We start from the raw sequence: 26,391 nt of genomic DNA, 5'->3' as shown, positions 1-26,391 counted from the left end.
ACATCGCATTATACGACAAACCCCAACTTCTCGAAGTTTTAGAAATATTTGTACGAAACTAAACAACAGTTGTAAAAAGAGATAAAATTCCACACACATTGTAAGCACATTGGCAAGTCCCGGCCGACCATCACGACTCCAATTTTTGTTTGTATTAAGTGAGAGTAAAATAAACAGGTTAAAATTTTACCGGGCGATACAAAAAATGACCAAAGCCACATGCTTGCCAATAAGCTTACAATCGCCCCCCGCACTTTCCCCCCAATGGCACATTAAAATTTCCGCCGCACAAAATAAACAAACGTAACAAGTGATTGGCCTTTACAGACAGACTCTAAGTACGTTTGGTCTGTTTTTTCTTCAACTCAGGGTATTCTACTCTGGCGTGATAAATATTTTTAAGTTTATCCTTAAAGACTTTCTTGACCTGGGTAATTTCTTTAAAAGTGATGGGTGCATTAATAAACTGATCTTCTGCAATCTGTGCATTTATGATGTTTTCAACCAATTTGTCAATCTCCTCATTGTTGTAGCTTTTAAGACTGCGGGAGGCGGCTTCTACCGAATCGGCCATCATCAGTACGGCTGTTTCTTTGGAGAAGGGCGTTGGCCCGGGGTAGGTGAAGATTGATTCATCTGGTGCAACATTGGGATTCTGATTGACAAATGAATTGTAGAAATAGCGGGTTTTCATGGTACCCTGATGGGTGGCTATGAAATCAATGATCTGCTTTGGAAGCTTTTCTTTTTGCGCCATTTTAATGCCGCTCTCGATGTGATGAATGACGATGCGTGCACTCTCATCATACGCCATTGATGTGTGTGGATTCAAATTTCCGGCCTGATTTTCCGTGAAATATAGGGGCGAGGCCAGTTTGCCTATGTCATGGTACATAGCGCCGGCCCGAACCAACAATGGATTTCCGCCAATGGCATAAACGGCTTCCTGTGCCAGATTCCCAACCTGAATAGAGTGCTGGAACGTCCCGGGTGCTTTTTCGGCCAGTTTCCGTAACACCGGATGGTTGGTGTCCGAAAGCTCCACAAGTGTAACATCCGACAGAAAACCAAACATCTTTTCAAAAACATAAATCAGGGGGTAAACAAGTAATAATAACGCACCATTTAGAATAAACTGCCAGTAAAATGAGAGGTTAATGGTGTTTATATCGCCTTCCTGCCACAATGCCAGTCCGGTATATAAAAGGGCGTAGGTCAAAATAATCAGTATGGCAGCCCTCACAAGCTGTGAGCGTCTTACCATTCTGAAAAGACTGAACATAGCAGTCAGACCGGTCGGAATTTGTATCAGTACAAATTCAAAACTGTTGCGGGCAAAAAATGCCGCGAGTAATATGGTCGCCACATGAAGGAAAAAGGCCAGTCGGGAATCAAAAAATATCCGCACAATAATGGGAAGAATGGCAAATGGAATGATGTAAATCGGGAATATTTCGCCCGATCGGGCCATCTGTGCCAAAAATATCATTGAGGTAACCATTAACAGTAGAAATAGTACCGACATCAGATTGTTGAATACGTCCTGCCTGAAATAAAACAGAAACAGAAATATGGCTGTGAATATGAGTAAAACAATGAGCGATTGACCCAATATGATAAAATAATGCCCTGTTTTCTTCCCCAGACTGTTTTCGTACTCTTTTTTTAATGAATCCAGAATCTTCCGTATATCAGGCGTTACCAGCTCTCCCGTGTCTATGATGCGCTGCCCCGATACCACAACACCACTCGAAAGGCTTATGTTTTGAATGATTTTGTCTTTTTCCTGTTGCGTGCGTTCGGCATCGTAAATCAGGTTTGGTTGCATATAACGGTTTATCTCAAGATCGTTTATTAAGTTATCAATGGTTTGATTACTTGCCAAAACATGCTTGTCGAGATAGGAAAATATTTCGGATGATGCCTTCTGATAGGCTGTCTGGTAATTATAGAATTCGCTTAACTCATAAGGCTCAGCAAAATTATCCTTCACTAAAAAAATGATTGTGGTGGGTACAATGTTTTGAAGATTTTCGGGTAAGGTGTAGATCCCTTCGTTATATATATCAGACAAGGTTTTATTGATGCGTTTCTTTAATTCGGTAATGACCAAATGATTCTGATCGTTGACGGGTTCCTGTAAAAAAGGATATTTGTTGACCAGTGTTGTGCTTTTTCGGGTTAATTCGTCATTTAATTGCGCCGAAACCTGCTTATAAATATTTGGTTGCAGGTTAAAATAAGGTTTGAATTCTTTCAGGGCATTGTCTTGCTCGGTTTTCAGCTCTTCGGTTGTTTTGTAGATGGGAAAATCGAACGGAGCTATGAGGGTGCTGTGCCGCCAGGGCTTTCCTTGTGAATATTCATAACGAAATTTTCCCTGTCGGGGAAAAATATATACAACCAGGGCCGTCGCGGCCAGAAACAGAATGATGCGATTTATTTTTTTTGAGTATTTTCGGAAACTTTCTATCATAAGGAAACCATTTTTGAATGCATCTAAATTACATATTTTTATGGTCATTACAGCGCTTTATCTCAATATTTAGGCCGCCGGATTGGCGCGTTTTTTTTGAGGGTTATTTTTTAGTTAACAATATTTTTGGTAACATAGCATTAGTTCTGTGTTTAAAAAGTAATCATTTTTATTATCAGTAAAGCTACTATTATGTCGGGTTCTATTTGTGCTTTTAGTGCGATTCCTGTAAGACTGGAACCGGGCGAGACGTCTGCCCTTGAAACGCAAATCTTGTTTGGGGAAGTTTTTCATACCCTGGAGGTGATTCCGGGGTGGCACCGTGTGCGTCTTGATTTTGATGGTTATGAAGGGTGGGTTGATGAAAAGACGGTGATTCCTGCCACCGATAAGGACGTGGAATTATGGGAAAAAACGCCGGGCGTTGTGATCGCAGCTCCATTTGTTAAATTGATTCGCGAACCTTTTAAGTCGGTTCAGATTATTTCGGCCGGCAGTCGTATTGCTTTTAATGGAGAGGACCGAAATTCCTTTGTCTTAAGTGGGCAGGAATATTATTTACAGAATAACCTGAGCGACCGGAAGCCGGATCTGGAAGAAGTGGCCAAAGGGTTTTTGTCTGCTTCATATCTGTGGGGCGGGCGTACTTTTTTTGGTATCGACTGCTCTGCTCTGGCGCAGGTGGTGTTTAAAATTATGGGGTATTCGTTGCCGCGTAATGCTTCGCAACAAGTGGAGTGTGGCGCCATGATTGATTTTGTGGAAGAAGCACGGGCCGGAGATCTCGCCTTCTTTGACGATGAAGCAGGCACTATTAAACATGTTGGGATATGCCTGGGACAAGGACGTATATTACATGCCAGTGGCGAGGTCTGTATGGATTATCTGGACCATCAGGGGATTTTTAGCCGGGCACGACAAAAATATACCCATCATTTGCGGGTTATAAAACGAATTATTGAATGAGTGTTACTTATAAATATCCGCGCCCGGCGGTGACGGCTGATTTGGTCATTGTGGCGCGTGAGCCCAAAGGCGACAGGGTGCTCTTAATTCAGCGGGGACGCGACCCTTATAAAGATCACTGGGCCTTACCGGGTGGTTTTGTCGATGAAAATGAAGATCTGGTTGATGCGGCCGCCCGTGAGCTGCAAGAAGAAACGGGCCTCACTGGCGTTGAGCTGAAACAGGTTGGGGCCTATGGAAAGCCGGGACGCGATCCCCGCGGACATACCATTACCATTGCTTTTAAAGCCATTATTCCGGAAGTGATGCCTGTTAGTGCCGGCGATGACGCCAGTATGGCGTTGTGGTTTCCCGTAAGTGACTTGCCTTCACTGGCTTTTGATCACGACGACATTATCAGGGATGCGTTGAAGGGTATAGACGGAATGTAAACTCCATTGTTGCCCCCATGAAATGACGTGTTACTTCTTTTGTCTCACAGTGTGCTTTTCAACGAGTCCTTTAAAACCAATATCGATTCCGGCCCTTTGTTAAATATCAGATCTAAAATGCTGAGATTGGCGATGAAAGAGCCATCTGTATTAAATACCTGTCGATAGGCAACGGGGTGAAAGAGGGGATCTGACGATAGCTCCTTTTTGGGATGGATGAGATCCCTTAAATCCAGATCATCTTCGGTGGGCGAAACGTATTGTTTTGTGTAATTCAATGTGGTATCTACATCAAGACAGCGCAGGCAAACCTCGGTCACTGCGCTGTTTAAATCGATGAGATATTTCCATGATTTTTGAAGTAAAGGCTCAAAGTCATCGCGGTAGTACAAAAAGTAGGGCGATGAATTATAAGCCGATACAATAGATTTCCAATGTAAATCCTGCCATGGGGTGTCATAGGCTATTGTGACATCCCGCGTGGGCACTTTTTGTCCGTGAATTTTTTCTACGGGAACCGATAGTGCCATTGGCCCGTTGGCACCTAATATGACGTAGCGATTGCGATAGGTGCGTCGGGCATAATGGCAGTTTATCTCTATCAGTGCCTGGTCTTCAGTGGTTAGATGTGCAAAATATTGTATCGGGGCAAAAAGAGCCGTGCTAAAGAGTTTCATATACTCTAATTTGTTTTTTAAGGTCATATGGAACTCGCCAGGATAATCATACTTCTGTGTGTGAATCAATTCCCATGGCTCGTTTCATCTGATTTCATTCCTTCAGCTTTATCGCTGTTATCTGTTTCTTCTTCTTTTTCAGATCTGGGCTTTAATTTTTGATAGGCATAAAGGGCGCCAATGACCAGTCCGGTGAGGAAAGTTCCAATGAGCAATATGGCCAGCGAAATATTTACATCCCAAAGGAATAATCGAACATCAATAGGTTTTGAGTTCTGAACCGAAAATACAGCTATGATTATAGCTAATACAATAAATACCCAAAACGAAAAGTTGAGACTGTTTTTTTTAGTTGTCATAACGAAAGGTTTTTAAAGGTTATTCTAATTTTAGTTGTTCGGTAAATTGTTCTGTATAATGATTCATTTTTGTTTCAAAATTCTCGGGTACATAATTATCCAGCGACTGGCACACCTCGGTGGCAAATGCTACAGCTGAGGCAATTATTGTTTCCCATTGTTTTTTTGTCATTAATGAAATATCCTTATGCAAAATAGCTTGTTTTACGATACCATGTACCATGCCGGCATTAAAATTATCGCCTGCGCCTATGGTACTGACCGAATTTATGGTGAGTGACGGAAGCCATCCTTTTACATTTGAGGTGCTTATGTAGGTGCCCGTGCTGTTGGCTGTTATAATGGCATTGGGACAAAAACGGTTGATCTCTTCCGCCATTTTTTCTGGCGTTTCCAAACCAAAAATGTTTCTGAAATCCTCATCACTGCCTCTTACTATTGTTGCTAGTGAGAAGTTTTCTTCAATAACAGGTTTTAATTCGTGAGTGCGGTGTGAGTGATGGCTGCGGTAATTGGGGTCGTATATAATGATGGCGCCTTTGTCGCGTGCGGTTTTCAGGTAGTTTATGAGCTGAGGACGAAGGGCTGGGTTCAGGGCAAAGAAAGAACCGAACATGACAATATCGTTTTCTTTAAAAGGCGGAATTTCTCCCGTCAGCGATTGCGCCGAATAATCTTTGAACAGCTCATACTCTGCATCATTGGCATCGTTTAAAAATGCCAGTGCCAGGGGAGAACGGTTTTCTTTTTTGCGAAACAGAAATTGGTTGGAGACGCCGTTTTTTAATAGAAAACGATTGATGATATCCCCGATGCGGTCGTTGCCAATCTCACTGATGAGCTGTGGCTGATGCCCCATCCGACCCAGCGAAACCATGGCATTTAGTGTGCTGCCTCCGGCTGTGGCGCCGACCGGCTGGTCGTTTTTAAAAATGATGTCAAGAAGAGCTTCTCCTATTCCGTATATGGTTCGCATCTGGGGGTGTTATTTTACGAGTTTTGAAATGGCTTTGAAACTATCGGTGCCGGCATAACGGCAGAGTTCAAACAGCAGTGATTCAAAACTGGTAACGATGACGCCTTCCTGCTGCATACGTTGAATGGCTATGCGTTTATTTTCAGGATTGCGCGAGCCGGTGCAGTCTTCAACGACCACCGGCTGAAAGCCTTTGGCTTTTAGATCAATGGCTGTTTGTAACAGACAAATATGTGCTTCAATACCGGCTAAAATGATGAATTTATCTGTTTTATCGTCAATTTCAGACATAAACTCTGGTGCGTCGCAACAGCTAAAGGCCAGTTTTTCGATGTTGGTGCTGCCCTGCAACAATGGCTGCAAGGGCGCAATGGTAACCCCTAATCCTTTGCGGTATTGCTCTGTTATTTTAATGGGAATTTGTAGTGTTTTTAAACCGCGGATTAGTATCTCCAGATTGTGGGACAGCTGTTCGTTGTTATGTATCACCGGAAAGAGTCGCTCTTGTACGTCAACAATAAATGCAACGGTCTGATCTTTTAGTATTCGCATGGTTGTTAGCTTAATCCGGCGGGCCGCTGTTGCTCATCGTTTGATGATGGGCCGGTTTACGGCTGCCGGTTGTTTTTGAATGGGGTTAATACCCGTTTTTTTAATATCCTGTTTGGGTGAGTTAAAGGTTATTTTGAGGCATTTTTTGCTGCTTCTCTCGATTTGTCGCCCAAATAGCCACCATGGTGACGTAATGAATAATCGTGATTGGTAAAGTTGATTCGTTTCATCATCTGAACCACTAAGGCGTCGCCTATCACCGTCATAATGGTGGTTGAGGTGGTTGGCGTAAGGCCCAGTGCACAAACTTCAGGCGGATTGCCCGTGAGTAGTGTAGCATCGGCTTCGTGTGCCAAAACGGATTCGGCATTTCCTGTTATCACAATCAGACGTATGCCGGGGCGTAAACGGCGAACCAGATGAATCAGCTCTAGTATCTCACGTGTTTTACCAGAATTGGAAATCAACAGCATCACATCATTTTCCTGAACAATACCCAAATCGCCATGTTGCGCTTCGGCCGGATGCAGAAAAACGGCAGGGGTACCTGTGCTGCTGAATGTGGTGGCCATATTGATGCCTATCTGGCCGGCTTTGCCCATTCCGCTGGTTATTAGCTTTCCTTTTTGTTCGTGCACCTGCTGGTAAATAATGTCCAGTGCTTTCTGATATTCTTCTGACACCGGAATATGGCTCACAGCTTCGGCTTCCGCTTTAAACAAGGCTTTTATTTCGTTTTGCATCATTGGGTATTTGTTTAGTTGAACGCAAAGATATTAAAAAATAAAAAGGCAATTTCGTTTAGTTTCTGATATTTCATAATTGGCTGTCATTCATTTGGCAGTGGCTGTTTTGCCTTTTGTTTTTGGTTTTTTTTATGTCAGAATTATTGAGTTAATCATTCTTTTCTTACTTACACTTGCCTGTTCATAAAGGCAGGCGTTTCAGCCAGAAAGTCCGGATTTGAGGCTTGCGCAGCCCGGAAAATTTGAGTTTACTGGTGTCAATGACCATTTTGAGAGCTAGCGTAACGCAGCAGTTGCATTTTATTGACGGACTCTGATTAGCCGATGTTTCCAAAAGAAATTATAAAGATGACTAATGCCAATATAGGCGTTTTGGAAAAGTATCGATACTTTTGGGAGACAGAATTAATTCATTTTGTTTTTTGAGAAGATATTGATTATTAGTGTAATAAAATAGTGTGGTATGATACAACAATTTCAATTACGTTTGCCTGAATACCGACGGGGGTATCATCTAATAACTTCTCACATTGAGAGGTGTTTAAAAGATTTGCCCGAACAGGGGATGGTCAATGTTTTTATTAAGCACACCTCGGCCGGATTAACCATTAATGAAAATGCCGATCCTTCGGTGCGTGCCGATTTTGAAACTATTATGAACCGGCTGGCGCCTGAAAATGGTCCCGGGTATCAACATACGCTGGAGGGACTGGACGATATGCCGGCACATATTAAGTCGTCACTTATCGGGGCTTCGTTGACCATTCCCGTTGTTGACGGGCGTTTGGGGTTAGGCACCTGGCAGGGGATTTATCTTTGTGAATTTCGCAACTATGGCGGTTCGCGTCAGTTGGTGATAACGGTATACAGTTAATGGGTGTTGATAATCCGGGGCCATATATCGAGCAATGCCTGTGTGCCGGGCAATACAATGTTGGCGCCGCGCGACGATAACTCTTCGGGCTTCAGGATACCTGTGTTAACGGCGATGGTGAAGATCTTGGCCGCCACCGACGCTTCAACGCCCATGGGGGCATTTTCTATCACCAAAGTTTCATCGGGCTGACAGCCACTTTTCTTTAACGCCATCAGGTAGGGCTCGGGGTCGGGTTTCCCTTTTTTTACATCAAACCCACTTACAACATTTTTGTTGTCGATGTTGAAGTCGTTTTTAAGACGTTGGATGAGCGACGGTTGTTTGGAGCCGGTTACAACCATAACTGTGATTCCCGCGGCCATGGCTTGTTGCAAAACCTGTTGCATGCCCGGTAAAATAGGTGCTACAGGCGCCTGTTGCATCAATTCGGTTTTGTAATCGTATATGTCTTTGATTTCCTGTGGTGTGGCTTCGCGGTTTAAATGTGCTTTAAAGGCCAGCTGAATGGTGGCCGGACCGGTTCGGCCTTCGTTCATATAGGCATCGTATTGCGGGAAATGAATGCCTGCCTTGCTGAAACTTTCCGTCCAGGTGTAGGCGTGATTCTTCATGGAGTCGTATAATACGCCATCCATATCAAAAAAGACAGCTTTCGGTTTTGATGGAAGATTTTCTAAATTCATGGTGCAAAGATGGCGAAAATCTTATAAAAGAATAAATGTTAATGATGAAGATAACCATAGATTCGGAAATGCGGGATCTGTTTCCCGATTTACAGATAGGCTGCATACTGGCCGATGTGTGTGTAACGCCAACCGATGGGGCGATACGGGATGAGATGAAGCGGGTAGGGGATTCGATCATGCAACGCATGACACCTGAACTGATACGCCGTCATCCGGTGGTAGAGGTCACTAAAAATGCTTATCGTCGTTTGGGTAAAGATCCCAACAGGTACCGGCCGGCCGCCGAGAGTCTGTTGCGTCGTTTAGCCCAGGGAAAGGGTTTGTATGAAATTAATAATATGGTTGATATACTGAACTTAGTTTCCATTCAAACCGGTTTTTCCATCGGCGGTTACGATGCCGATAACATTAACGGTCCGGTGCATTTTGGTATTGGTCGCCCCAACGAGCCTTATGAAGGTATTGGTCGCGGGGCATTGAATATTGAGAATTTACCGGTTTTCCGGGACGATACGGGGGCTTTTGGAACGTCAACGAGCGATTCGGTACGCACCATGGTCACCGCTGATACCGTTCGTTTTTTAATGGTTTTCCCGGATTTTGAAGCTTCAAACGAGGCGTTGGATGAGGCCCTGAAGATGACCGTTACGTTATTGGGGCAATTGGGGGACGTTAACAAGCCTTTGGTATGGAAGGTCTGACAATTTCTTTTTTATTCCCTTTTTTGATTGTATTTTTGTGCTCTTTATCTGATTTACAAATGAATCTCAATGATTGAAATGTGTGCCATCGCGTCGGGCAGTAATGGCAATTGCTATTATGTGGGCAACGGCGATGAGGCTGTTTTGGTAGATGCGGGTATCAGCCGCAGACAGGTGTTGGAGAGAATGGCACAACGGAACTTAAATCCTGCTAAAGTTAAAGCCATTCTTATTTCGCACGAGCATGCCGATCACTTTAGGGGCGTGAGGGTGCTGAGCAAGAATTTGAATGTTCCGGTATACATCACCCAAAAATCGTATGATAAAAGCTGGGGTCCTAACCGACCGGATCAGGTGATTTTGTTTCAGCCGGGGGAGGACATTAAGGTTGGAGGACTTTTGATTCATTCGTTTCTGAAAAATCATGATGCCGCAGAGCCGTGCAGTTTTCGTATTGAAAATAATGGCCTCAACGTGGGGGTGTTTACTGATATCGGCGCGCCCTGCGATAATGTGACGAGTCAGCTGGCACAATGTCAGGCTTTGTTTTTGGAATCCAACTACGATGAGGATATGCTTTGGGCGGGTTCTTATCCGCAACACCTTAAGACGAGGGTCGCCGGTGATAAAGGTCATTTATCCAATGCGCAGGCCTTTGACCTATTGAAGCAGCACCATCATCCCGATTTGAAAGTGGTCTTTTTGTCGCATTTGTCGGGTGAGAATAACCGTCCCGAAGTGGCTGCCGATGCTTTTAAATCGCTGCTGACCTGTTTTGAGATAAAGGTGACTAACCGTTATGCCGTTGGCGAGGTTTATACAATTGAATGATAAAATCCGGATGTTTACGGTATAAAGCTTTGAGCTGTTAAAGCATTGATGTTATTTTTAAATCCTTAGCTTCCCGTAATTTATTGATTAGTGCCTGCAAGAAAAGTCCAACTTCTGCGTTATGCTGGTCCTCAACATGGTCATTTACCATTGTAAATTTAAATTTTGGGAATTTGGCTAGGCTTGAATTTGAACATTCCTTATCAAGCACTTGAGTTTTTTGCTTGATATTATTTAAAAGTTTTTTTCGGTATGGATAAGATGGATTATAAAGATATTTTAATCAAGGTTCGACGAATCATCAGGTCTATTAATTTGGAATCGAAGCGGGTGCAGAAGGATTTTGGGGTTAGTATACCGCAGATTTTGTGTCTGGAGTTTTTGAAGTCGTCACCCGAATATCAGGCCACACAGCGGGCTATTCGTGACCATCTGAGTCTGAATTCGAGTACGGTAACCGGCATCATCAGCCGTTTGGAGAACCATGGTCTGCTGGCGCGGTTGCCAAAGTCGGGCGATAAACGGGTGACTCGTATTACGCTGACTTCGGCGGGCGATGAGCTTCTTAAGCAAACCCCCGATTTGTTTCAAAAGCGGTTGGCCTATAAATTGGAACGGCTGTCGCACGAGGAGCTGACGAAAATGTCGGACGCTTTGGATTTGTTAACGCAGATGCTGGAAATTGAAGAGACGGATGAGGCGCCGGTTATTATGGCTGATTCTTTTTTTGAGAGTGAATCCTAACTGTTTATAAAGTCAACTTCTGCGTTACGCTTGTCATAAAAACAGTCGTTTACGAAAAGTAAACTTCTTGATTTTTATGACTTCGCAAGCCTTGAATTTGAACTTTATAAACAAACTCCCGACTTTATGGACATGCACTAATTATAGTTTGCCTATAAAGTCAACTTCTGCGTTATGCTCGTCATAAAAACAGTCATTTACGAAAGTAAACTCACATTTTTTGCATTTTGTAAGTTGTGAATAAGTTTCTAAGTGTGCCAGATGTTCTTCTAAGTGTGCCAGATAAGTTTCTAAGTGTGCCAGATGTCCTTCTAAGTGTGCCAGATACATTTCTAAGTGTGCCAGATGTTCATCTAAGTATGCCAGATATATTTCTAAGTGTGCCAGATATCCTTCTAAGTCTGAGAATAAGCTTCTAAGTGTGCCAGATGCTCTTCTAAGTGTGCCAGATATCCTTCTAAGTCTGAGAATACGTTTCTAAGTGTGTTAGATGAGTGTATCAGTCTGATAATAAGTTTCTAATCCGGTCGGGTCAGCTTCTGTGTATATGGATAAGCTTTCTGCTCTTTTCCGGTAATTATTGACTAATGCAATGGTTTTGGTTTTACGATGCTCACATTTTATGAGCTGTGTAAGGCCTGAATTTGAACTTTACAACCAAACTCCCAACTTAATGAACAGGCACTAAATGGCTTCATACTGGTATACTGGTATAATTTCTTTCCCTTTGGCAAGGAAGCGTTCTTTAACTTCTCTGTAGTGGCGTGTAAATCCTAAAACAAAACCACCACCTCCCGAGCCGCATAATTTCAGCATGAATTGTCCGGTGGTGATACCGTAAAGCCATTCCATTTCGAGGGTGGAAGGGACCATACCACTAAAATGTTTGGACTGAAACATTGATAATTCACGTACTTTTTGTTCAAATAGTTCGATGTCGCCATCTATAAGCGATTGTATGCAGGCGTTGTTTAGTGGTATGTATTCATTTTGCATTTGTTGTTTGAAGTTTGGTTCCTCACAGTTTTTCATAAACTGATCGACCAGCGGGGCCGTCTTGCCCGATTTTTCGCTGTTTATTAAAAAAATGGCATCGTTGGAGGTGAGGTTGTAACGTGGTATTGATATGGGTTTAATAGTTTTGTTGTCTTTAAAAAGCAGGGGCCGCCGCATGTAACATATCAGCGGGTCGATGCCCGAACTGGTGCCGTGAAACCAGGATTCCAATATGGCAAGTTCGGCTTTCAGTTCCAGTATATCGGTGCTTTTAGATGACCTGAGTGGTCGGTCGTCCCGTTTTATATACCGGTCGTATAGAGCTGCCACTAACGCCCCGCTGCTGCCCAGTCCATAGCTCTCGGGAATGGTCGATTCAAAATAGAGGCCCTGCCTGATATCGTTTCCTAACTGCTGATGGTCGAAGCCCCGGGGCAGAGTGCCTTTTTGAGCCAGTGCGATGATATACTTGTTATAGTACTCCGATAACAGATGGTTGCTTCGTCGTGCAAAATCGAGGTCTGTATAACGATTGCGGTTGATGAACTCCAACGACCCGTTGAAATGTGCGTATGGAATGGTGAGGGCCATTGAGCCTACTATAATACTGTATTCTCCAAATAGCATTATTTTGGAGTGAAATGGATTGTTGTTACTGTGTCTGGTTGATGACATGTAAATATATTTTATTGGAATGGCGTTCCGGAACATTTCCGAAGTAAACTCACATTTTTCGGACTTCGCAAGCCTTGAATCTGAACTTTATATTTCAAACACTGAGTTTATGGACAGACTCTATTTCTTTTTTGTGGTTTCCAGGTCTGGTTTCCTTTGTTTTATTTCGTCAAATAATATGGTTTGGTTGTAACATAGCGGCCTGATGGTTTCTTCAATCCATGGCGCAATGGTTTTTGTTTCGTTTTTGGGATATAACAAATGCACGTTGGGTCCCGCATCCATGCTGAAACCCACCGGAATATTTTTTTGGGTCCGGGCTTTTCTTATTTCATCAATAATCAGCAAGCTGTTGGGTTGTAGTAAGGTGTATCCCGGGTTCGAACTCATCATTAAGGCATGTAATGTGAGGGCTTCGTGTTCGGCAATGGCGAAGAAGCCGGCATAATCTCCGGATTTTAGGATGTCCAATAGTTTAAGCGTATTGCTGTTGGCTTGTTTAATTCGAGCTTCTCCGAAAGGATGGGTTTTCATGAGTGCGTGCCCGTCACTGCTGCTAATTTTTTTACTGCCGGGATCGGTAATCAGAATGGCATCGGCCAACGACTGAAAACCGGGATGTATATTTTCTAACGCAATGGCATATTGATCGCTGCTGTTGGCTACGTTGGGATGTTTACCCCATAAGGACCAGCCGGGGTATACCGATCGACTGGCACTGCCTGAACCCAACCTTGCCAGATTGGATGCCGCTTTTAAATCGGGGTGCCCCGGTGGACGTCCTTCGCTCACGGCCTGTAAATCAATGAGACATAAAGCCAGGGCGCTCATGCTGCTGGCCGAGGAGGCAATGCCTGAGGAGTGCGGGAATGTGTTATGGCTGTTGATGTGTACGTGATGTTTGTGGAGAAATGGCAGCTGAAGCTTTGCCTTTTCCAGAAACAACTTTATCTTTTGGTTGAAAGCGTCATAGGGTTTTCCATCAAGCATAAATGAAAAACCGCCCTGGGCGGCGGGTGTTGCCGTGACTTTGGTGATGGTTACGGCATTTTTTAGCGTGAAGCTGATGCTTGAATTAAGCGGCTCCTGTGTATTTTTCTTTCCCCAATATTTTACGATGGCCAGATTCGACGGGCTTTGCCATTCGATGGTGGCGCTAATGCTGTTGCTGTTAGTCATTATTTTTGGTTGCCGGATATTTTGTGGAATGCCTGTTTTTAATTGGTTACTGAAACAGCAAAACATAGAAATCGACCGATAGTTCAATCAAAACGCAAGAATATAACAGCTCTGGTGCGGTATAATTGTTGTTTAGGGAATTAAAAAACAATCTGTTTTTGTGAGGAAGACTGGTTAATGATTATTATTTCAGTTGTTTATAATTTGTGTTTGTCCATTTTTCAAAAAGCGGGCAAAACAAAAATTGAAGGTCAGGTTTTTATGACCTCTTTAAATGGCAGCACTATGGGATATCCGTTGTTGTGAAACCAATTTTTTGCGGTTTGAAAATCCATTTCAGATACGAATAATGCAAAATCGCCACCCCAGGCACCCAACGATTTCACGGCACCGGGGAATTTCTGAAACAGCTGTTTTTGTACCGGAATAAGTTTTGTGGCTGCGGAAATCAATTTTTCATGGCGATGAATCAGTTTTTCAAAGTCAGAAATGTTGGTTGCATTTGTAAACGCAGTGGTTAATGCTGATATCCCATCGATGAGGCCCTGATCGGGTTGTTGCGATTTAAGAAACGACTTGACCTGAGATGAAGAATTCTGTTTTTTGTTGAGATAAACGAGGCCGATTTTTTCTATAAATGGCGGATTAAATGATACTGTTTCAATTTCAGGTTCTTGTTGCCAGTGTCGGCTGTAGTGAATTGGTTTATCAGCCGCGGCACAGGCAATATCGTATCCGGAACCGCCAAATGTTTCATCCATTAACCGATAGGGATCAATGCCAAGCCACTGGTGCAACAGGTGTAACAGTGTTGAGCTGCTGCCCCAGCCCCAAAGCGGGTCAAACTCCAGATGTGTTTGAACCGTTGCCTGTTGAAGTTTTGATATTACATCCGGTTTTTGTTGTTGGGCCTTTATCAGAATGTGTTGAAGGGTTTTGGCTTTAGTTTCATCTGAAGAATGGATGAGGTTTAGCTGCGCGTCCATTTCCACGTCAAACCAGTCTCCGGAAGGTGCTGTGGCTTGCCATCGCAAACCCGGCAGTCCGGAATGCCCGACGGTTAGCTGCTGCCCTTTATTCAGCGGAACAGCCAATGCTTTCGCTCCTTTTAGTACGAGGTATTCGGCTGTTATAAGTAGTTTGCCGTTGGCGTGGAATGTTTGCATGGGGTTTATTTATTGATTTATTGATGGAATGGACGTGAACTTCAGCCTTTCTGTTGTTTTTCTTAAATTTGAAAACGACACCGCAATTTCCTGAGGTGGACAGAAATCCTTATGTAACTACAAAATTCAGGCAGCTACATAAATATCAGGGTCGGGAGGACGCCGCATTCATTATTCTGATTTTTTACGGTTTAAAAATTCTTTGACAGCTAGTCTGCTAACTTCTTTATCTGCGAAATAGGTTTGGGCGGCTTTTTTTTCATCTGCGGAAGCATTGAAGCTGTTGAGGATATTGGAAAGGTGCAGTTTCATGTGCCCGTTTTGGATACCGGTGGTGACCAACGACGCCACGGCCGAAAAGTTATTGGCCAGTCCGGCAGCGGCTGCGATACCCATAAGTTGTTCGGCGGTTGGCTGTTGCAGGATGTCCATAGAGAGGGCTGCCAGAGGATGCAGACGGGTTAAACCACCCACCGTTCCAACGGCCATGGGTAGGGTAAGAGAGATGTGAAACTGTCCTTCGGGTGTTATGTTACAGGTTGATAATGCCCTGTACCGGCCGTCGCGGGCGGCGTAGGCGTGTCCGGCTGCTTCTACTGCCCTGAAATCATTGCCTGTTGCCAGAATGACGGCGTCCACGCCATTGTAAATTCCTTTATTGTGCGTGACGGCCCTGTCGGTGTTATGCCAGGCAATATCCATAGCCAGTTTAAAACGTCGGGCAAATTCTTGCGGCGTTTCACCTTTTGCGTAAGGGGTTAGTGCTTCAACGGCACAATGAGCTTCACAGCTTACGAGGCATTTGGGGGTGTGATTTGACAGGATTGCCATTATCACATCGGGCGCTGGCAGATCTTTGTCTTCAAGATAGACGGTCAGTGGTTTTTCCATGGCTTCCAGACAGGTGTTGATAAAATTGGCCCCCATGCTGTCGGCTGTTTTAAAGGTGACTTGTAGTTGCCATGTGTCCGGTAGTTCCGGCTGCGGAATCAAACGGATATCCTGAATGCCACCACCACGTTTTTCCATATTTTGGGTGAGCGGTTTTATGGCGTTGATAAGGTGGTCTTTTAACGCGGGGAGCTCATTTTGAAGCGTGGTTGAATCGCCGGACCATTGAAACCAGATGTGGCCTGCTTTCAGGGTGTTGTGTATTGTTATATTAAATCCTCCATGCCCTGCCCAGTAGGCGGCGGCACGCGATGCGGCTGCTACTACCGAACTTTCCTCCACAACCATTGGCACGACATATATCTGTCCGTTGATATTAAAATTGGGCGCAACCCCATAGGGCAAATAGTAGTTGCTCAGTGTATTTTCAGAAAATTCATCAAATATATTTTGTTGTTGCGGGTGTCGGTATGTTTTCAGCGTATGGGCTAAATCGCCCGTTAATGGCATGTTTGTCTGTATGAAACGGATTTTTTCGTCCCTGTTTAGCTTTGAAAATCCTTTGATTAGTTTCATCGTCAGTGGGTTTTTACTCTTTTTTTCTGATGGTTAAATAGCTTCGCGCCAGCTGGTAACTTTTATTGACCTGTTGAAGGTAATGCTGAAGCGTGGCGTACTCATCGCTGGCTACTTTCAGCAGGGCCGAGCCCATTCCGAAGACCGAAGGCACCCGGCTGATTTGAGTGAGGTAATAGCCATCGAGAACATTACTGATGCCACCCGATATGATGAGCTGTTGACAGTTTAAATTTGTGTTTTCGGCAATAATTTTGTTGGCTGTCAGGGTCATATCCTCGGCGGTGTGTCCAATCCGGGCGTAGGGTTCAAAGACCGACGTATCGAAGTTTTGGTGTCGTGACAGTTCCAGAAGCGTGAAGTTGGTGCCTCCCAATGCGCCAAATTCGATGGCCTGAAGCGGCAACTGAAATAGATGACGAAGGCTTTCGGGGCCCATGCCCTGGCCGACCTCTTTTACGATCACTTTTAGTTTTGTTTGCTCCAGAAACGCTTGCAATGTTTCAAGAGGAGGGCGGGTAAACATGTCGCCTTCGGGCTGAAAAGCTTCCTGTAAAGGGTTGATATGGATGATGAGACCGTCGGCTCTCAAGCGACGCACGATGTCTTCAATTTTATCGGAGGCCTTGTTGTCGATGAGGTGTTCAAGCTGGGCAATACCCAGGTTGGCATAAAAAGGCGCCTCCTCTCCGATGATGGACCGCATGTCGAAGTCGGCAAAATGTCGGTCGTCCTCCAGGAGTATGCGGCAAGAGCCCAGTCCCATGCCCAGCCCAAATTCGCGAACGGCGCGTGCCAGATTGCGGTTGATGGTTCCGGCGAGTGCTGTTCCGCCAGTCATGCTGCTTACCCACAGAGGCAGGTGCATTGTTTTCCCCGCAAAGGGGAATGGGTTCGGGTGGTCGGATGCGTGGCCTGCCAGTAATGGTTCGTAGTTGAATCTGACATCCGCTTCCCAGGCATTGACACGCGATTGAAATGCCTGGTTTATATGTTCTTTTTTCCGGTCTCTCATAGATGTTTGCTATACAATAATAGTGTCTGCCTGTAAAGTTCAACTTTTGCGTTACGCTTGTTTCAAAAGGGTGATTTACACCAGTAAACTCACATTTTTTGAGCTGCGCAGGTGAGTCGATTGAACTTCACAGCTCAAACGACTCACTTTATGGACTGGCACTATATACTGCTTGTAATTGATAGAATGCCGTGGTGTATAAAATGTAAATATAAAAAAAACCTTCGGTTGATGATTGCGTCATTCATTTATCGCAGGTTCAAAGTAGTTTGCCTTGGCGGTATTTCAGGTGTTTTCAGCCATAAGCGTTTTCAGTTAGCGCTTTCATACGGGCTATACGCCTAAACTCCGGGCAATAACCAGTCTTAGAATTTCGGAAGTTCCTTCGCCAATCTGAAGCAGACGTTGGTCGCGGTAAAAACGTTCAATGGGATTGTTTTTGAAGAGTCCGGCACCGCCGAAAATCTGTACGGCTTCATCGGCTATTTCACGGGCAATTTCAGATGTGTATAGTTTAGCCATGGCTGCTTCTTTTGAAAACGGCTGACCATGGTCTTTGAGCAGGCATGCCCGGTACAGGGTGTTACGCGCCAGCTCCAGCTTCATGTCCATGTCGGAAAGTTTGAAGGCTATGGCCTGATTGCGTCCGATGGGTTTACCAAATTGTTTCCTTGTTTTGGCATGTTTCAGCGCCATTTCGAAAGCCCCCTGTGCCAACCCGAGTCCCATGGCGGCTACTGATAAACGGCCACCATCGAGGGTGCGAAGCATGTAGCGGGCGCCCTGACCTTCTTCGCCCAGAAGATTGGAGTAAGGTACGCGGCAGTTTTTGAAAGAGAGGCGTGCGGTATCGGCGGCGCGCCACATCATTTTTCCCAGCATTCGTTCCGCGTGGAAGCCGGATGTTCCTTTTTCCACCAGTATGGTGGTTAGTTTTGGCTGACTGTGTTGGTCGTTTTGCGTCATCACCTGAAGTGTAACGCCCAGTGTTATTGGGGTGGAAGCATTGGTTATGTAACGTTTTGAACCGTTGATAATCCAGTGGTCATTTTCGTGAGTGGCGGTTGTCTCAGTGCCGCGGGCATCCGACCCGGCATTTTCTTCGGTGAGACCAAAGGCCCACAGGTGTTCACCGCTGGTTAGTCTGGGCAAATATTTTTCTTTTTGAGCCTCAGTGCCATAATCTATGATGGGAACCAATCCCAGACTGTTATGCGCCACCACTGTAGCGGCCTGTGAGCTGTCGATGCGCGACAACTCTTCAACAGCGATGATGTACGAGAGGGTATCGAGGCCTTGTCCGCCGTATTGTTTGGGAGCCGTCATGCCTAATAAACCCATGTCGCCCATTTTTTTTGTTAACTCGGTGGAAAAACGTTCTTCTTCATCTAATCGACCTGCTTCGGGTGCGATGACCTCCTGGGCAAACGTTCTGATCTTTTGTCTGAATTGTTCTTGTTTATCGTTCGAAAATGAATACATATTTAGAATTTATAGTTGTGCAATTGGTTTGGTGTTTTAGGCTTGCTTGTTGCTTTCGTTGGTGATTTCAACCAGTGTTTGATTGGCCTTAACCTGAATGCCCGTATGGGCCAGTATTTTTGTGATCACGCCATTTCGTGGCATTGATATGCGATTTTCCATTTTCATGGCCTCAAGGACTAACAGGGTATGACCTGCTTTTATGTAATCGCCTTCCTGAATGTTGATTTGCGTGATTTTACCGGGAATGGGTGCTTTTACTGTTGCATTAAGGTTGTTATTGTTGTTTAGTTCCTGTTTTTGAAATGTTTTGGGCAGATAGTTGTTGAATTTGATGTTCCATTTTTGGGCCGGCTGTTCCAGCAACAGTTCTCCATCGGGTGTAATGGCCCAGTTGAATGAGAAGGGCTGACCGGAGTAGAATAAACGTATCTTTTTATCCTGAATAACCATCTGCGAAATAACCCCTAAGTGTTTGCCGTCTATGTATAATGTGAGTTCGTTGTGCTCATTTTCGGTATAACCGATGGTTATTTCTGTGTCATTCATTGGTGCTTGCAAGCAATGTCCGGTTTCTGGGTTGTGCTTGTCCTCAGAATGATCGTTTACCATAGTCAGTTTATCTTTTTCGGATTCCGTACGGCTTGAATCCAGCTGTGTTTTATCAGGCCGTTGCGTTTTTTTGCTGAGACTAATGACGAAGGGAATTAAATTGTTGAACCGGTAAAAACCGGACTGATGCCAAACCGAATTATTGTCTGTTTTATTTTTGAGTTGCAATGTGAGAGCGGCGGCAACAGCTATTTCGTCAGGAATCTGTTGAGGTACCCTGGCTTTGAATATTTCGCAAAATCCGGTGTTAATTTTGCCGGCTACGAAATCTTTATTTTGCATGATGCTCTGCAAATACCAAATATTATTGGTACTTCCGGTTAGTATTGTTTGACTGAGCGCTTGTCGCATTTTCCCGATGGCATAGTTACGATGTGGGGCATGGGTGATTATTTTGGCCAGCATGGGGTCAAAATCGGGTTGAATCACCGTTGGTTCATGAAACCATGTGTCTGTACGGGCGAGGCGTCTTTCGGGCCATTGAACCGCGAAGAGAGGGCCCGGTTCAGGCCGGAAATCGTTGTCAGGATCTTCGGCGTATATGCGGCATTCCAAGGCATGGCCATTGATTTTGATCTCTTTTTGTGTCAACGACAATGGTAAGCCCATGGCAATAAGTAGCTGTTGCTCTACGATGTCGATGCCGGTAATGGCTTCGGTAACCGGATGTTCCACTTGTAGCCGGGTGTTCATCTCCAAAAAGAAATGCTGACCCGTATTATCGACTAAGAATTCCACCGTACCGGCACCTTCATAACCAATTGATTGGGCTATTTTAATGGCATCGTCGGTTAGTCTGGTCCGTAACTTATTGTTCACGACCGGAGAGGGCGCCTCTTCCACCATTTTTTGGTAGCGGCGTTGTATGGAGCATTCGCGTTCGAAGAGGTGAATGCAGTTGCCGTGTTGATCGGCCAGAATTTGTACTTCTATGTGTCGCGGCATGTGGATGTAGTGTTCCACAAAGATGCGATCATCGCCAAAGTAGTTAAGCGCTTCACGTTGTGCTTGCTGCAGAGCAGGCAATAGTTCCTGTGGCGACGATACGAGTCGCATTCCTTTACCGCCACCACCGGCGGCAGCTTTTACCAGAAGTGGAAATGGCAGATTTTTTTGTTGCCGGAATATGTCGTCAACAGAACCATATACGGCTTTGGTGAGCGGTATTTGCATCTTTTGGGCCAGTTTACGGGCTTTGGTTTTATCACCCATCTCTGCTATGACTTGTGCTGGCGGACCAACAAATAGCACCCCTGCATCGGTTGTCGCTTTGGCCAGGGACTGGTTTTCCGATAGGAATCCGTAGCCCGGATGAATGGCGTCGGCATTTGTTTTGAGAGCTGCCTGAACGATGGCTTTTTCGTTAAGGTAAGTTCCGGCCAACGAATGACCGGGTAAATAGAAGCTCTCGTCGGCTGTTGTGAAAGGTTCAGCGGCGGTGGTAATGCCTATGGTGGTAATACCCATCCGGCGGGCTGTTTGAATGATGCGAACAGCTATCTCACCCCGGTTGGCAACTAAAAGTTTATGTATCGGTTTGTATGGCATTTATTTATTATCGGTTCCAGTTTGGTTTGCGTTTTTCAAAAAAGGCGGTGACCCCTTCCTGTCCTTCGTTTGTAGTGCGTGCCGATGCAATAAGAGAGGCACATAAGTTGGTCGTCGTCTCATCAAAGTTATAGGTAGCGTGGTCAAGCTGATTGAGTAATTTTTTGGTCTGTTGCGTAGCTTTGGGTCCTAATGCCGCCATTTGAATGGCTGTTTCGCGCGTTGCCGTCTCTATGTCGTCGGCCGGTTCCAGGATGTGTACGAGTCCGTATAGCATTGCATCATCGCCATTGAACAGGTGCCCCGACAGGAGCAAGTATCGGGCATTGCCGTTACCTACTTTTTTAACAATGTAAGGTGCTACCGTTGCCGGAATGAGACCCAGTGCTGTTTCGCTGAAGCGGAAAATGGCATCGGGGGAGGTGATGACCACATCGGCACAGGCCATCAGTCCGATGGCGCCACCATAAGCCCCTTTGTCCACCCTGACAATAATGGGTTTGGGGTATTCGGTCATTTGCCGGTACAATTGGTTGAAAAGCTGCGCATCGGCCATGTTGGCTTCAGCGGTTTGCGTCATTCCTTCTTTCATCCAGGAGAGATCGGCACCTGCCGAAAAAAATCCGTTACTACCAGAAATAACCAGGACGTTAAACTGGGCCGAACTGGCCGAAGCCTTTAGGAAATCAATCATTCCTTCGATGGTTTCTTTGTCGAGGGCGTTCAATTTTCCGGGCCGGTCAATTTCGATGTAGCAAACTTGTTCGCTGTATTCAGTGACTGTTATCATCTGTTTGTTTTTACATAAAAAATAATTGTTATGAAAGGCTCTTTTGTTTTAAAGTTTACATTCTGAAAACGCCGTATTTTGGTTTTTCGAAGGGTGCATTTAGTGATGTTTCAATTGCCAAACCCAAAACATCTCTTGTGTGTATGGGGTCGATGATGCCATCGTCCCATAATCTGGAGGTGCTATAGTAGGGAGATCCTTCGTCTTCATATTTGGCCGTTATTTCATCTTCAATATCTTGTAATTCCTTTTTGGAGGCTGTTTGACTTTTTGCGGTAGCCTGTTCTTCTTTGAGCACACAAAGCACCTGTGTGGCCTGTTTGGCGCCCATCACCGAAATGCGGGCGTTGGGCCACATGAACAGGAATCGCGGATTGTAAGCTCTTCCGGCCATGGCGTAGTTGCCTGCGCCGTGCGATCCTCCTATAATGACGGTGAAAAATGGCACGGTGGAATTGGCCAGTGCATGAACCATTTTTGCGCCATCTTTGGCAATGCCTTTGTGTTCATATTCTTTACCCACCATAAATCCGGTGATGTTTTGAAGGAAAATCATAGGTATCCCGCGTAAATTGCACAGTTCAATAAAATGGGTGCCTTTAAGGGCCGATTCGGAGAAGAGAATACCATTGTTGGCTAAAATGCCAACTTCGTAACCGTGCAGCCGGGCAAAACCTGTCACCAGTGAGGTACCGTAATTTTCTTTAAAGCTTCGGAAGGATCCGGCATCTATCAGACAGTCAATTATTTCCTGAATGTGAGGCCACGGTTTGTTGAGATCCGGAATCAGTCCGTATAACTGTTGGGGCGGATGAACGGGGTCTTTGGGAACATCTCTTTTTAGGGGTTGCTTTTTGTTTTGTGGCAGATGACTAAAGATATCCCGACATATTGCCAGCGCGTGTTCATCGTTTTCGGCCAGATGATCGGCAACGCCTGATATAGAGGTGTGCACACGGGCACCGCCCAATTCTTCATCGGAGACCACTTCACCTGTGGCTGCTTTTACCAATGGGGGACCCGCCAAAAAGATGGTGCCCTGGTTGCGTACAATAATGGTTTCGTCGCTCATGGCCGGGACATAGGCTCCGCCGGCCGTACATGATCCCATTACGATGGCTATTTGTGGTATGCCGGCGGCCGACATGCGTGCCTGGTTGTAAAAAATACGGCCAAAATCGTCCCTGTCGGGAAACACACGGGCTTGTTCAGGTAGGAATATACCGCCCGAATCGACCATGTACACGCAGGGCAGCTGATTCTGTTCTGCAATTTCCTGTGCACGTAAATGCTTTTTGATGGTTTCGTGCACGTAAGTGCCGCCTTTTACGGTGGCGTCGTTGGCCACAATCATGACTTCACGGCCATGTATTAACCCCACGCCGGTGATTATGCCTGCCGCCGGAAATTGATCGTTGTATTGACCATACGCGGCAAGCGGCGATAGTTCTAAAAATGGGGTGCCTGCATCAATGAGTTTGTCGATGCGATGGCGCACCAACAATTTGCCCCGCTGCTGATGACGTCGTCTGATTTTTTCAGGTCCGCCCTGCGATGCCGTCTGAAGGCGTGTTAATAGCTCATGGGACAGACGCTTGTTTATTGAAATATATTCTGGTTGTAACCCGATTTTCATTTTCTTTCAGATATGCCTAAATAACTAACAAAAGCCTGTTTTGTTCGGTCTCTGCCTGAAAGAAAATGGGCCCTTGAAAATGCGGTTGATGATGCCGTTGTAAATGATTGTGTCGTTTGTGGTACCTGCCGTATTGTGTCGTCTGATTTCAGGCGCATTACATCTGTTATTTGGGCTGGTCTTACAGGCTGGTTTTGGTTAATTTATTTGATAAATATCAGCGAATTAGTAAATTCATGGTCTGTTACCGGTTATTTCCGGTAAAGGACAATATAAATGTAATAACGCTTTTAAGAGATAAACGATAATGGGTTTATGGGGACGTTACCGCCAAGTGAAGAGATGAACGAGCAATATAAAATAGACGATATAAGACAACTTGAAAATAGCCTATCCAAAAATCCTAAAGACACGGATTTAATGAATAAGTTGGCTATTGGATATTTGAGTTGCAGAGAAGCTGATAGCTATAATAAAGTTGATGTTTTGTTCAAAAAAGCATTTGAGATTAAGCCGTCGATTAAGACTTCAAATAATTATGCGTATCAGATTATAACGGACTGGGATGATTATGAAAAAGGAATTGAAATATTAAAGCCATTCGTTGACAAAGAACCAAATTCATTTATGCCATATAATTTGCTTGGTTATGCATACTTAATGAAAGAAAACTATGAGACAGCTAAGCTTTATTTTGAAAAAGCGATGACTTTATCAAAAGTGGAAATGGTTGAAATCATTCACAATTTAGCAGTCTGTGAGAATCATTTAGACAATCCTAAAAAAGCTTTGACTTTGTATGAAAAGTCCATTGCAATAATGGATAATGACAATGAATCAAAATTTAATAAAGCTTTGTGTCAAATTGAACTTGGACAGGAGTTTGAAATAAACAGCATTATAGAAGAAGTTAAATTGAGTGAAGCTTATAAAGATCCATCTGCTTGGGTTTCGTGTTGTGACTTGAGCCAATTATGCTATTTGAAAAAAGATATGAGTCAGGCTTATGAATTGTTAATGGAAAGTCCTTTTTCTATTGATTTACTATCATATCCTGAGTTTTGCTATTTGCTATTAAAGTACAATGATTCAAAATTTAATGAACTTGCAAAGGAACAGATTCAAGGTAAAGAATCATGGATGTCAGACCTGAGAAATCCCGAAGATGAAGATTATGAGGATTATACAGAGGAAGAAAGAGTTGTTGAAATAAAGGAATTGAACAATGAGATAGAATCAATAAAAGCGTTAAGACAAAAATTAGTTAATCCACCTGAATTAAAGCTATCAGAATTATACAAGACCATTTCTTGTGGCTGTATGTTTTATGATTGTAAATTACATGAAACTCAATTTGATGATTAAAAACTGGCGGTAATATATAGGCGTATGAGCGGTCGGCACGACCCAGCGATTACTCCAGGTTGAACTACATCCCGTTAGAACTACAACAAAATACTATGGACCTACTGTCGATTTTTATGTTTTTGGGAAGAATGCACATGCTTTCATTGAGCAGTTTTTGTTCAACTTATTTGATAGATATCAGCGAATTAGTAAATTCAGTGTTTGTTTTTTCGGAAAGCGGCGGCAAAAAGACAATAAAAATGCAATAACTCTTTTAGGCTATAATCGAAAATGGCGTTATGGACACGTTGGGTATAATTTTCAAGAAACAGTGAGAAACATTAACAAATGGCAACTTTAGTAAAACGACAACATTTTGTACCAAGGACTTATCTTAAAAATTTTGGATTTGATGTTGGAGAGGAAACATATATTAATGTTTTACCTAGTAGCAGTAGCTCAATTAAAGAAGTATTTGAATCAAACATAATTAATGTAGCTCTAAAGAAACATTTGTATACACTATCAGGGGATTCTGTTGAGGAAAAAATGGCAATTGAGTCGTTCTATTCAGATAATCTAGAAGCTCATTATTCAAGAATTTATTCAATGCTTATAGATGATAATATTAATGAAATATTGAAGGAAGATAGAGAATTAATAATTACAACTGTGGTAACTATGTATTATCGTACGACATGGTGGATTAACAAACACTATGACGTTATGAATAGGGTGTTTGCTCAGATGTTTGAAATGTGTAAACAAATGGGGACAGAATCTTACTTATTTGAAGATAAACGTCGCTCAATAGCTGGTCAGACACTTGAAGAACATTTAGCTGAATACAAAAAAGAGAACCAACCTTCAATGGTAATCCAACAATTAGAGGTGGCTTCTAAACTAATATCACTAAGATTGAAGAATGATAGAATTTGTGTATACAAACTCGAAAATGATAAGATTGAATTATTAACAAGCGACAACCCTGTAACCGCTACTAATATTTTGAATGAACAGCTAATACCATTTGACGCTGATAATATTCTTTCTCTTCCACTAGATTCGAAACATATTCTTTATTTAATACCAGACAACAATAGTGACAATGAAATTTATAGAACTGAATATAAAGACGTTTTGGGACTTTCTGAAATTCAAATATCAAATACTAGACAGGTAATGCAATCAGAAAAATTTGTATTTGGAAGTTATTCGGGAATTGAAAACTTTCTAAAAATGAAAGAAGAAAAAGAAAAATTTAAGAGGAGGGGATTTAGGTATTATATAAAAAACTAAGCCCAATATATAGGAGTATGAGCGGTCGGCACGACCCAGCGATTACTCCAGGTTGAACTACATTCCGGTAGAGCTACAACTAAATACTATGGACCTATTGTCGTTTTTTTATGTTTTTGAGAAGAATGCCCATGCTTTAATTGTGTTGCTTTAAACT

General features: G+C 43.8%; 24 protein-coding genes. 8 read left to right on the top strand and 16 right to left on the bottom strand.

What is annotated here, in order from left to right:
• Positions 1-334: 334 nt before the first annotated feature.
• Complete coding sequence (locus ACT3CD_RS16815) at positions 335-2,476, bottom strand: HD family phosphohydrolase (RefSeq protein ID WP_444646827.1); 2,142 nt, start codon at positions 2,474-2,476, stop codon at positions 335-337.
• A 192-nt stretch (positions 2,477-2,668) separates the two neighbouring features.
• Between ACT3CD_RS16815 and ACT3CD_RS16810 the strand changes: the two genes are divergently transcribed.
• Positions 2,669-3,442, top strand: coding sequence for a C40 family peptidase (locus ACT3CD_RS16810; protein ID WP_444646825.1), 774 nt, complete (start codon positions 2,669-2,671; stop codon positions 3,440-3,442).
• A complete protein-coding gene (locus ACT3CD_RS16805; protein WP_444646824.1) occupies positions 3,439-3,873 on the top strand; it encodes an NUDIX domain-containing protein in 435 nt (144 codons plus the stop codon). The genes ACT3CD_RS16810 and ACT3CD_RS16805 overlap by 4 nt, the downstream gene beginning before the upstream one ends.
• 44 nt (positions 3,874-3,917) lie before the next feature.
• Here the strand turns inward: ACT3CD_RS16805 and ACT3CD_RS16800 are convergent, their stop codons facing one another.
• The 5 genes from ACT3CD_RS16800 to ACT3CD_RS16780 form a co-directional block, all read right to left on the bottom strand.
• Positions 3,918-4,550 carry a WbqC family protein gene (locus ACT3CD_RS16800; RefSeq protein WP_444646823.1) on the bottom strand — a complete coding sequence of 211 codons (633 nt, stop codon included), beginning with the start codon at positions 4,548-4,550 and terminating at the stop codon, positions 3,918-3,920.
• Positions 4,551-4,615: 65 nt separating this feature from the next.
• Positions 4,616-4,909 carry a LapA family protein gene (locus ACT3CD_RS16795; protein ID WP_444646822.1) on the bottom strand — a complete coding sequence of 98 codons (294 nt, stop codon included), beginning with the start codon at positions 4,907-4,909 and terminating at the stop codon, positions 4,616-4,618.
• Between the two features lie 19 nt (positions 4,910-4,928).
• Positions 4,929-5,885 (bottom strand): carbohydrate kinase family protein, encoded by a 957-nt coding sequence (locus ACT3CD_RS16790; RefSeq protein ID WP_444646821.1) that lies wholly within the window; start codon positions 5,883-5,885, stop codon positions 4,929-4,931.
• 9 nt (positions 5,886-5,894) lie between these two features.
• Complete coding sequence (locus ACT3CD_RS16785) at positions 5,895-6,437, bottom strand: hydrolase (RefSeq protein ID WP_444646820.1); 543 nt, start codon at positions 6,435-6,437, stop codon at positions 5,895-5,897.
• 128 nt (positions 6,438-6,565) lie between these two features.
• Positions 6,566-7,183: an SIS domain-containing protein gene (locus ACT3CD_RS16780; protein WP_444646819.1), complete on the bottom strand. Its 618-nt coding sequence runs from the start codon at positions 7,181-7,183 to the stop codon at positions 6,566-6,568.
• A 463-nt stretch (positions 7,184-7,646) separates the two neighbouring features.
• Between ACT3CD_RS16780 and ACT3CD_RS16775 the strand changes: the two genes are divergently transcribed.
• Positions 7,647-8,057 carry a secondary thiamine-phosphate synthase enzyme YjbQ gene (locus ACT3CD_RS16775; RefSeq protein WP_444646818.1) on the top strand — a complete coding sequence of 137 codons (411 nt, stop codon included), beginning with the start codon at positions 7,647-7,649 and terminating at the stop codon, positions 8,055-8,057.
• Here ACT3CD_RS16775 and ACT3CD_RS16770 read toward each other — a convergent pair.
• Positions 8,054-8,743, bottom strand: a complete 690-nt coding sequence (locus tag ACT3CD_RS16770) for an HAD family hydrolase (protein WP_444646817.1) — start codon at positions 8,741-8,743, stop codon at positions 8,054-8,056. The genes ACT3CD_RS16775 and ACT3CD_RS16770 overlap by 4 nt on opposite strands.
• A gap of 41 nt (positions 8,744-8,784) precedes the next feature.
• On the opposite strand from ACT3CD_RS16770, the gene ACT3CD_RS16765 reads away from it, so the two are divergent.
• From ACT3CD_RS16765 to ACT3CD_RS16755, 3 genes are all read left to right on the top strand, one after another.
• On the top strand, positions 8,785-9,447 hold the full coding sequence (locus ACT3CD_RS16765) for a B3/B4 domain-containing protein (protein WP_444646816.1): 663 nt from the start codon (positions 8,785-8,787) through the stop codon (positions 9,445-9,447).
• A gap of 69 nt (positions 9,448-9,516) precedes the next feature.
• Positions 9,517-10,278: an MBL fold metallo-hydrolase gene (locus ACT3CD_RS16760; protein ID WP_444646815.1), complete on the top strand. Its 762-nt coding sequence runs from the start codon at positions 9,517-9,519 to the stop codon at positions 10,276-10,278.
• 252 nt (positions 10,279-10,530) lie between these two features.
• A complete protein-coding gene (locus tag ACT3CD_RS16755; protein ID WP_444646814.1) occupies positions 10,531-11,022 on the top strand; it encodes a MarR family winged helix-turn-helix transcriptional regulator in 492 nt (163 codons plus the stop codon).
• A 684-nt stretch (positions 11,023-11,706) separates the two neighbouring features.
• On the opposite strand, the gene ACT3CD_RS16750 is transcribed toward ACT3CD_RS16755, so the two are convergent.
• From ACT3CD_RS16750 to ACT3CD_RS16710, 9 genes are all read right to left on the bottom strand, one after another.
• Positions 11,707-12,693, bottom strand: coding sequence for a mevalonate kinase family protein (locus tag ACT3CD_RS16750; protein ID WP_444646813.1), 987 nt, complete (start codon positions 12,691-12,693; stop codon positions 11,707-11,709).
• Between the two features lie 120 nt (positions 12,694-12,813).
• Complete coding sequence (locus ACT3CD_RS16745; protein ID WP_444646812.1) at positions 12,814-13,872, bottom strand: diphosphomevalonate/mevalonate 3,5-bisphosphate decarboxylase family protein; 1,059 nt, start codon at positions 13,870-13,872, stop codon at positions 12,814-12,816.
• A gap of 251 nt (positions 13,873-14,123) precedes the next feature.
• The gene (locus ACT3CD_RS16740; protein ID WP_444646811.1) at positions 14,124-15,038 is read right to left on the bottom strand and encodes a GYDIA family GHMP kinase; all 915 of its coding nucleotides are present in this window, start codon (positions 15,036-15,038) and stop codon (positions 14,124-14,126) included.
• Positions 15,039-15,209: 171 nt separating this feature from the next.
• Complete coding sequence (locus tag ACT3CD_RS16735) at positions 15,210-16,505, bottom strand: hydroxymethylglutaryl-CoA reductase (protein ID WP_444646810.1); 1,296 nt, start codon at positions 16,503-16,505, stop codon at positions 15,210-15,212.
• 13 nt (positions 16,506-16,518) lie between these two features.
• Positions 16,519-17,373, bottom strand: a complete 855-nt coding sequence (locus tag ACT3CD_RS16730) for an isopentenyl-diphosphate delta-isomerase (RefSeq protein ID WP_444646809.1) — start codon at positions 17,371-17,373, stop codon at positions 16,519-16,521.
• 480 nt (positions 17,374-17,853) lie between these two features.
• A complete protein-coding gene (locus tag ACT3CD_RS16725) occupies positions 17,854-19,002 on the bottom strand; it encodes an acyl-CoA dehydrogenase family protein (RefSeq protein ID WP_444646808.1) in 1,149 nt (382 codons plus the stop codon).
• Between the two features lie 36 nt (positions 19,003-19,038).
• Positions 19,039-21,162, bottom strand: coding sequence for an acetyl/propionyl/methylcrotonyl-CoA carboxylase subunit alpha (locus tag ACT3CD_RS16720; protein ID WP_444646807.1), 2,124 nt, complete (start codon positions 21,160-21,162; stop codon positions 19,039-19,041).
• 7 nt (positions 21,163-21,169) lie between these two features.
• Positions 21,170-21,952 (bottom strand): enoyl-CoA hydratase/isomerase family protein, encoded by a 783-nt coding sequence (locus tag ACT3CD_RS16715; protein ID WP_444646806.1) that lies wholly within the window; start codon positions 21,950-21,952, stop codon positions 21,170-21,172.
• Positions 21,953-22,007: 55 nt separating this feature from the next.
• Complete coding sequence (locus tag ACT3CD_RS16710) at positions 22,008-23,588, bottom strand: carboxyl transferase domain-containing protein (protein ID WP_444646805.1); 1,581 nt, start codon at positions 23,586-23,588, stop codon at positions 22,008-22,010.
• A gap of 315 nt (positions 23,589-23,903) precedes the next feature.
• Here ACT3CD_RS16710 and ACT3CD_RS16705 point away from each other — a divergent pair, with 315 nt between their 5' ends.
• Together ACT3CD_RS16705 and ACT3CD_RS16700 are read left to right on the top strand one after the other, a co-directional pair.
• Positions 23,904-24,953 carry a tetratricopeptide repeat protein gene (locus ACT3CD_RS16705; RefSeq protein WP_444646804.1) on the top strand — a complete coding sequence of 350 codons (1,050 nt, stop codon included), beginning with the start codon at positions 23,904-23,906 and terminating at the stop codon, positions 24,951-24,953.
• 330 nt (positions 24,954-25,283) lie between these two features.
• Positions 25,284-26,234: a DUF4238 domain-containing protein gene (locus tag ACT3CD_RS16700; protein WP_444646803.1), complete on the top strand. Its 951-nt coding sequence runs from the start codon at positions 25,284-25,286 to the stop codon at positions 26,232-26,234.
• The last annotated feature ends 157 nt before the right edge of the window (positions 26,235-26,391 follow it).

This window comes from Geofilum sp. OHC36d9, from assembly GCF_052400685.1.
In the GTDB taxonomy this organism is placed as follows: Bacteria; Bacteroidota; Bacteroidia; order Bacteroidales; family Marinilabiliaceae; genus CAZHHH01.
Note: the sequence above shows the minus strand (reverse complement) of the source record. Positions and strands in the feature narration are given on the sequence as shown.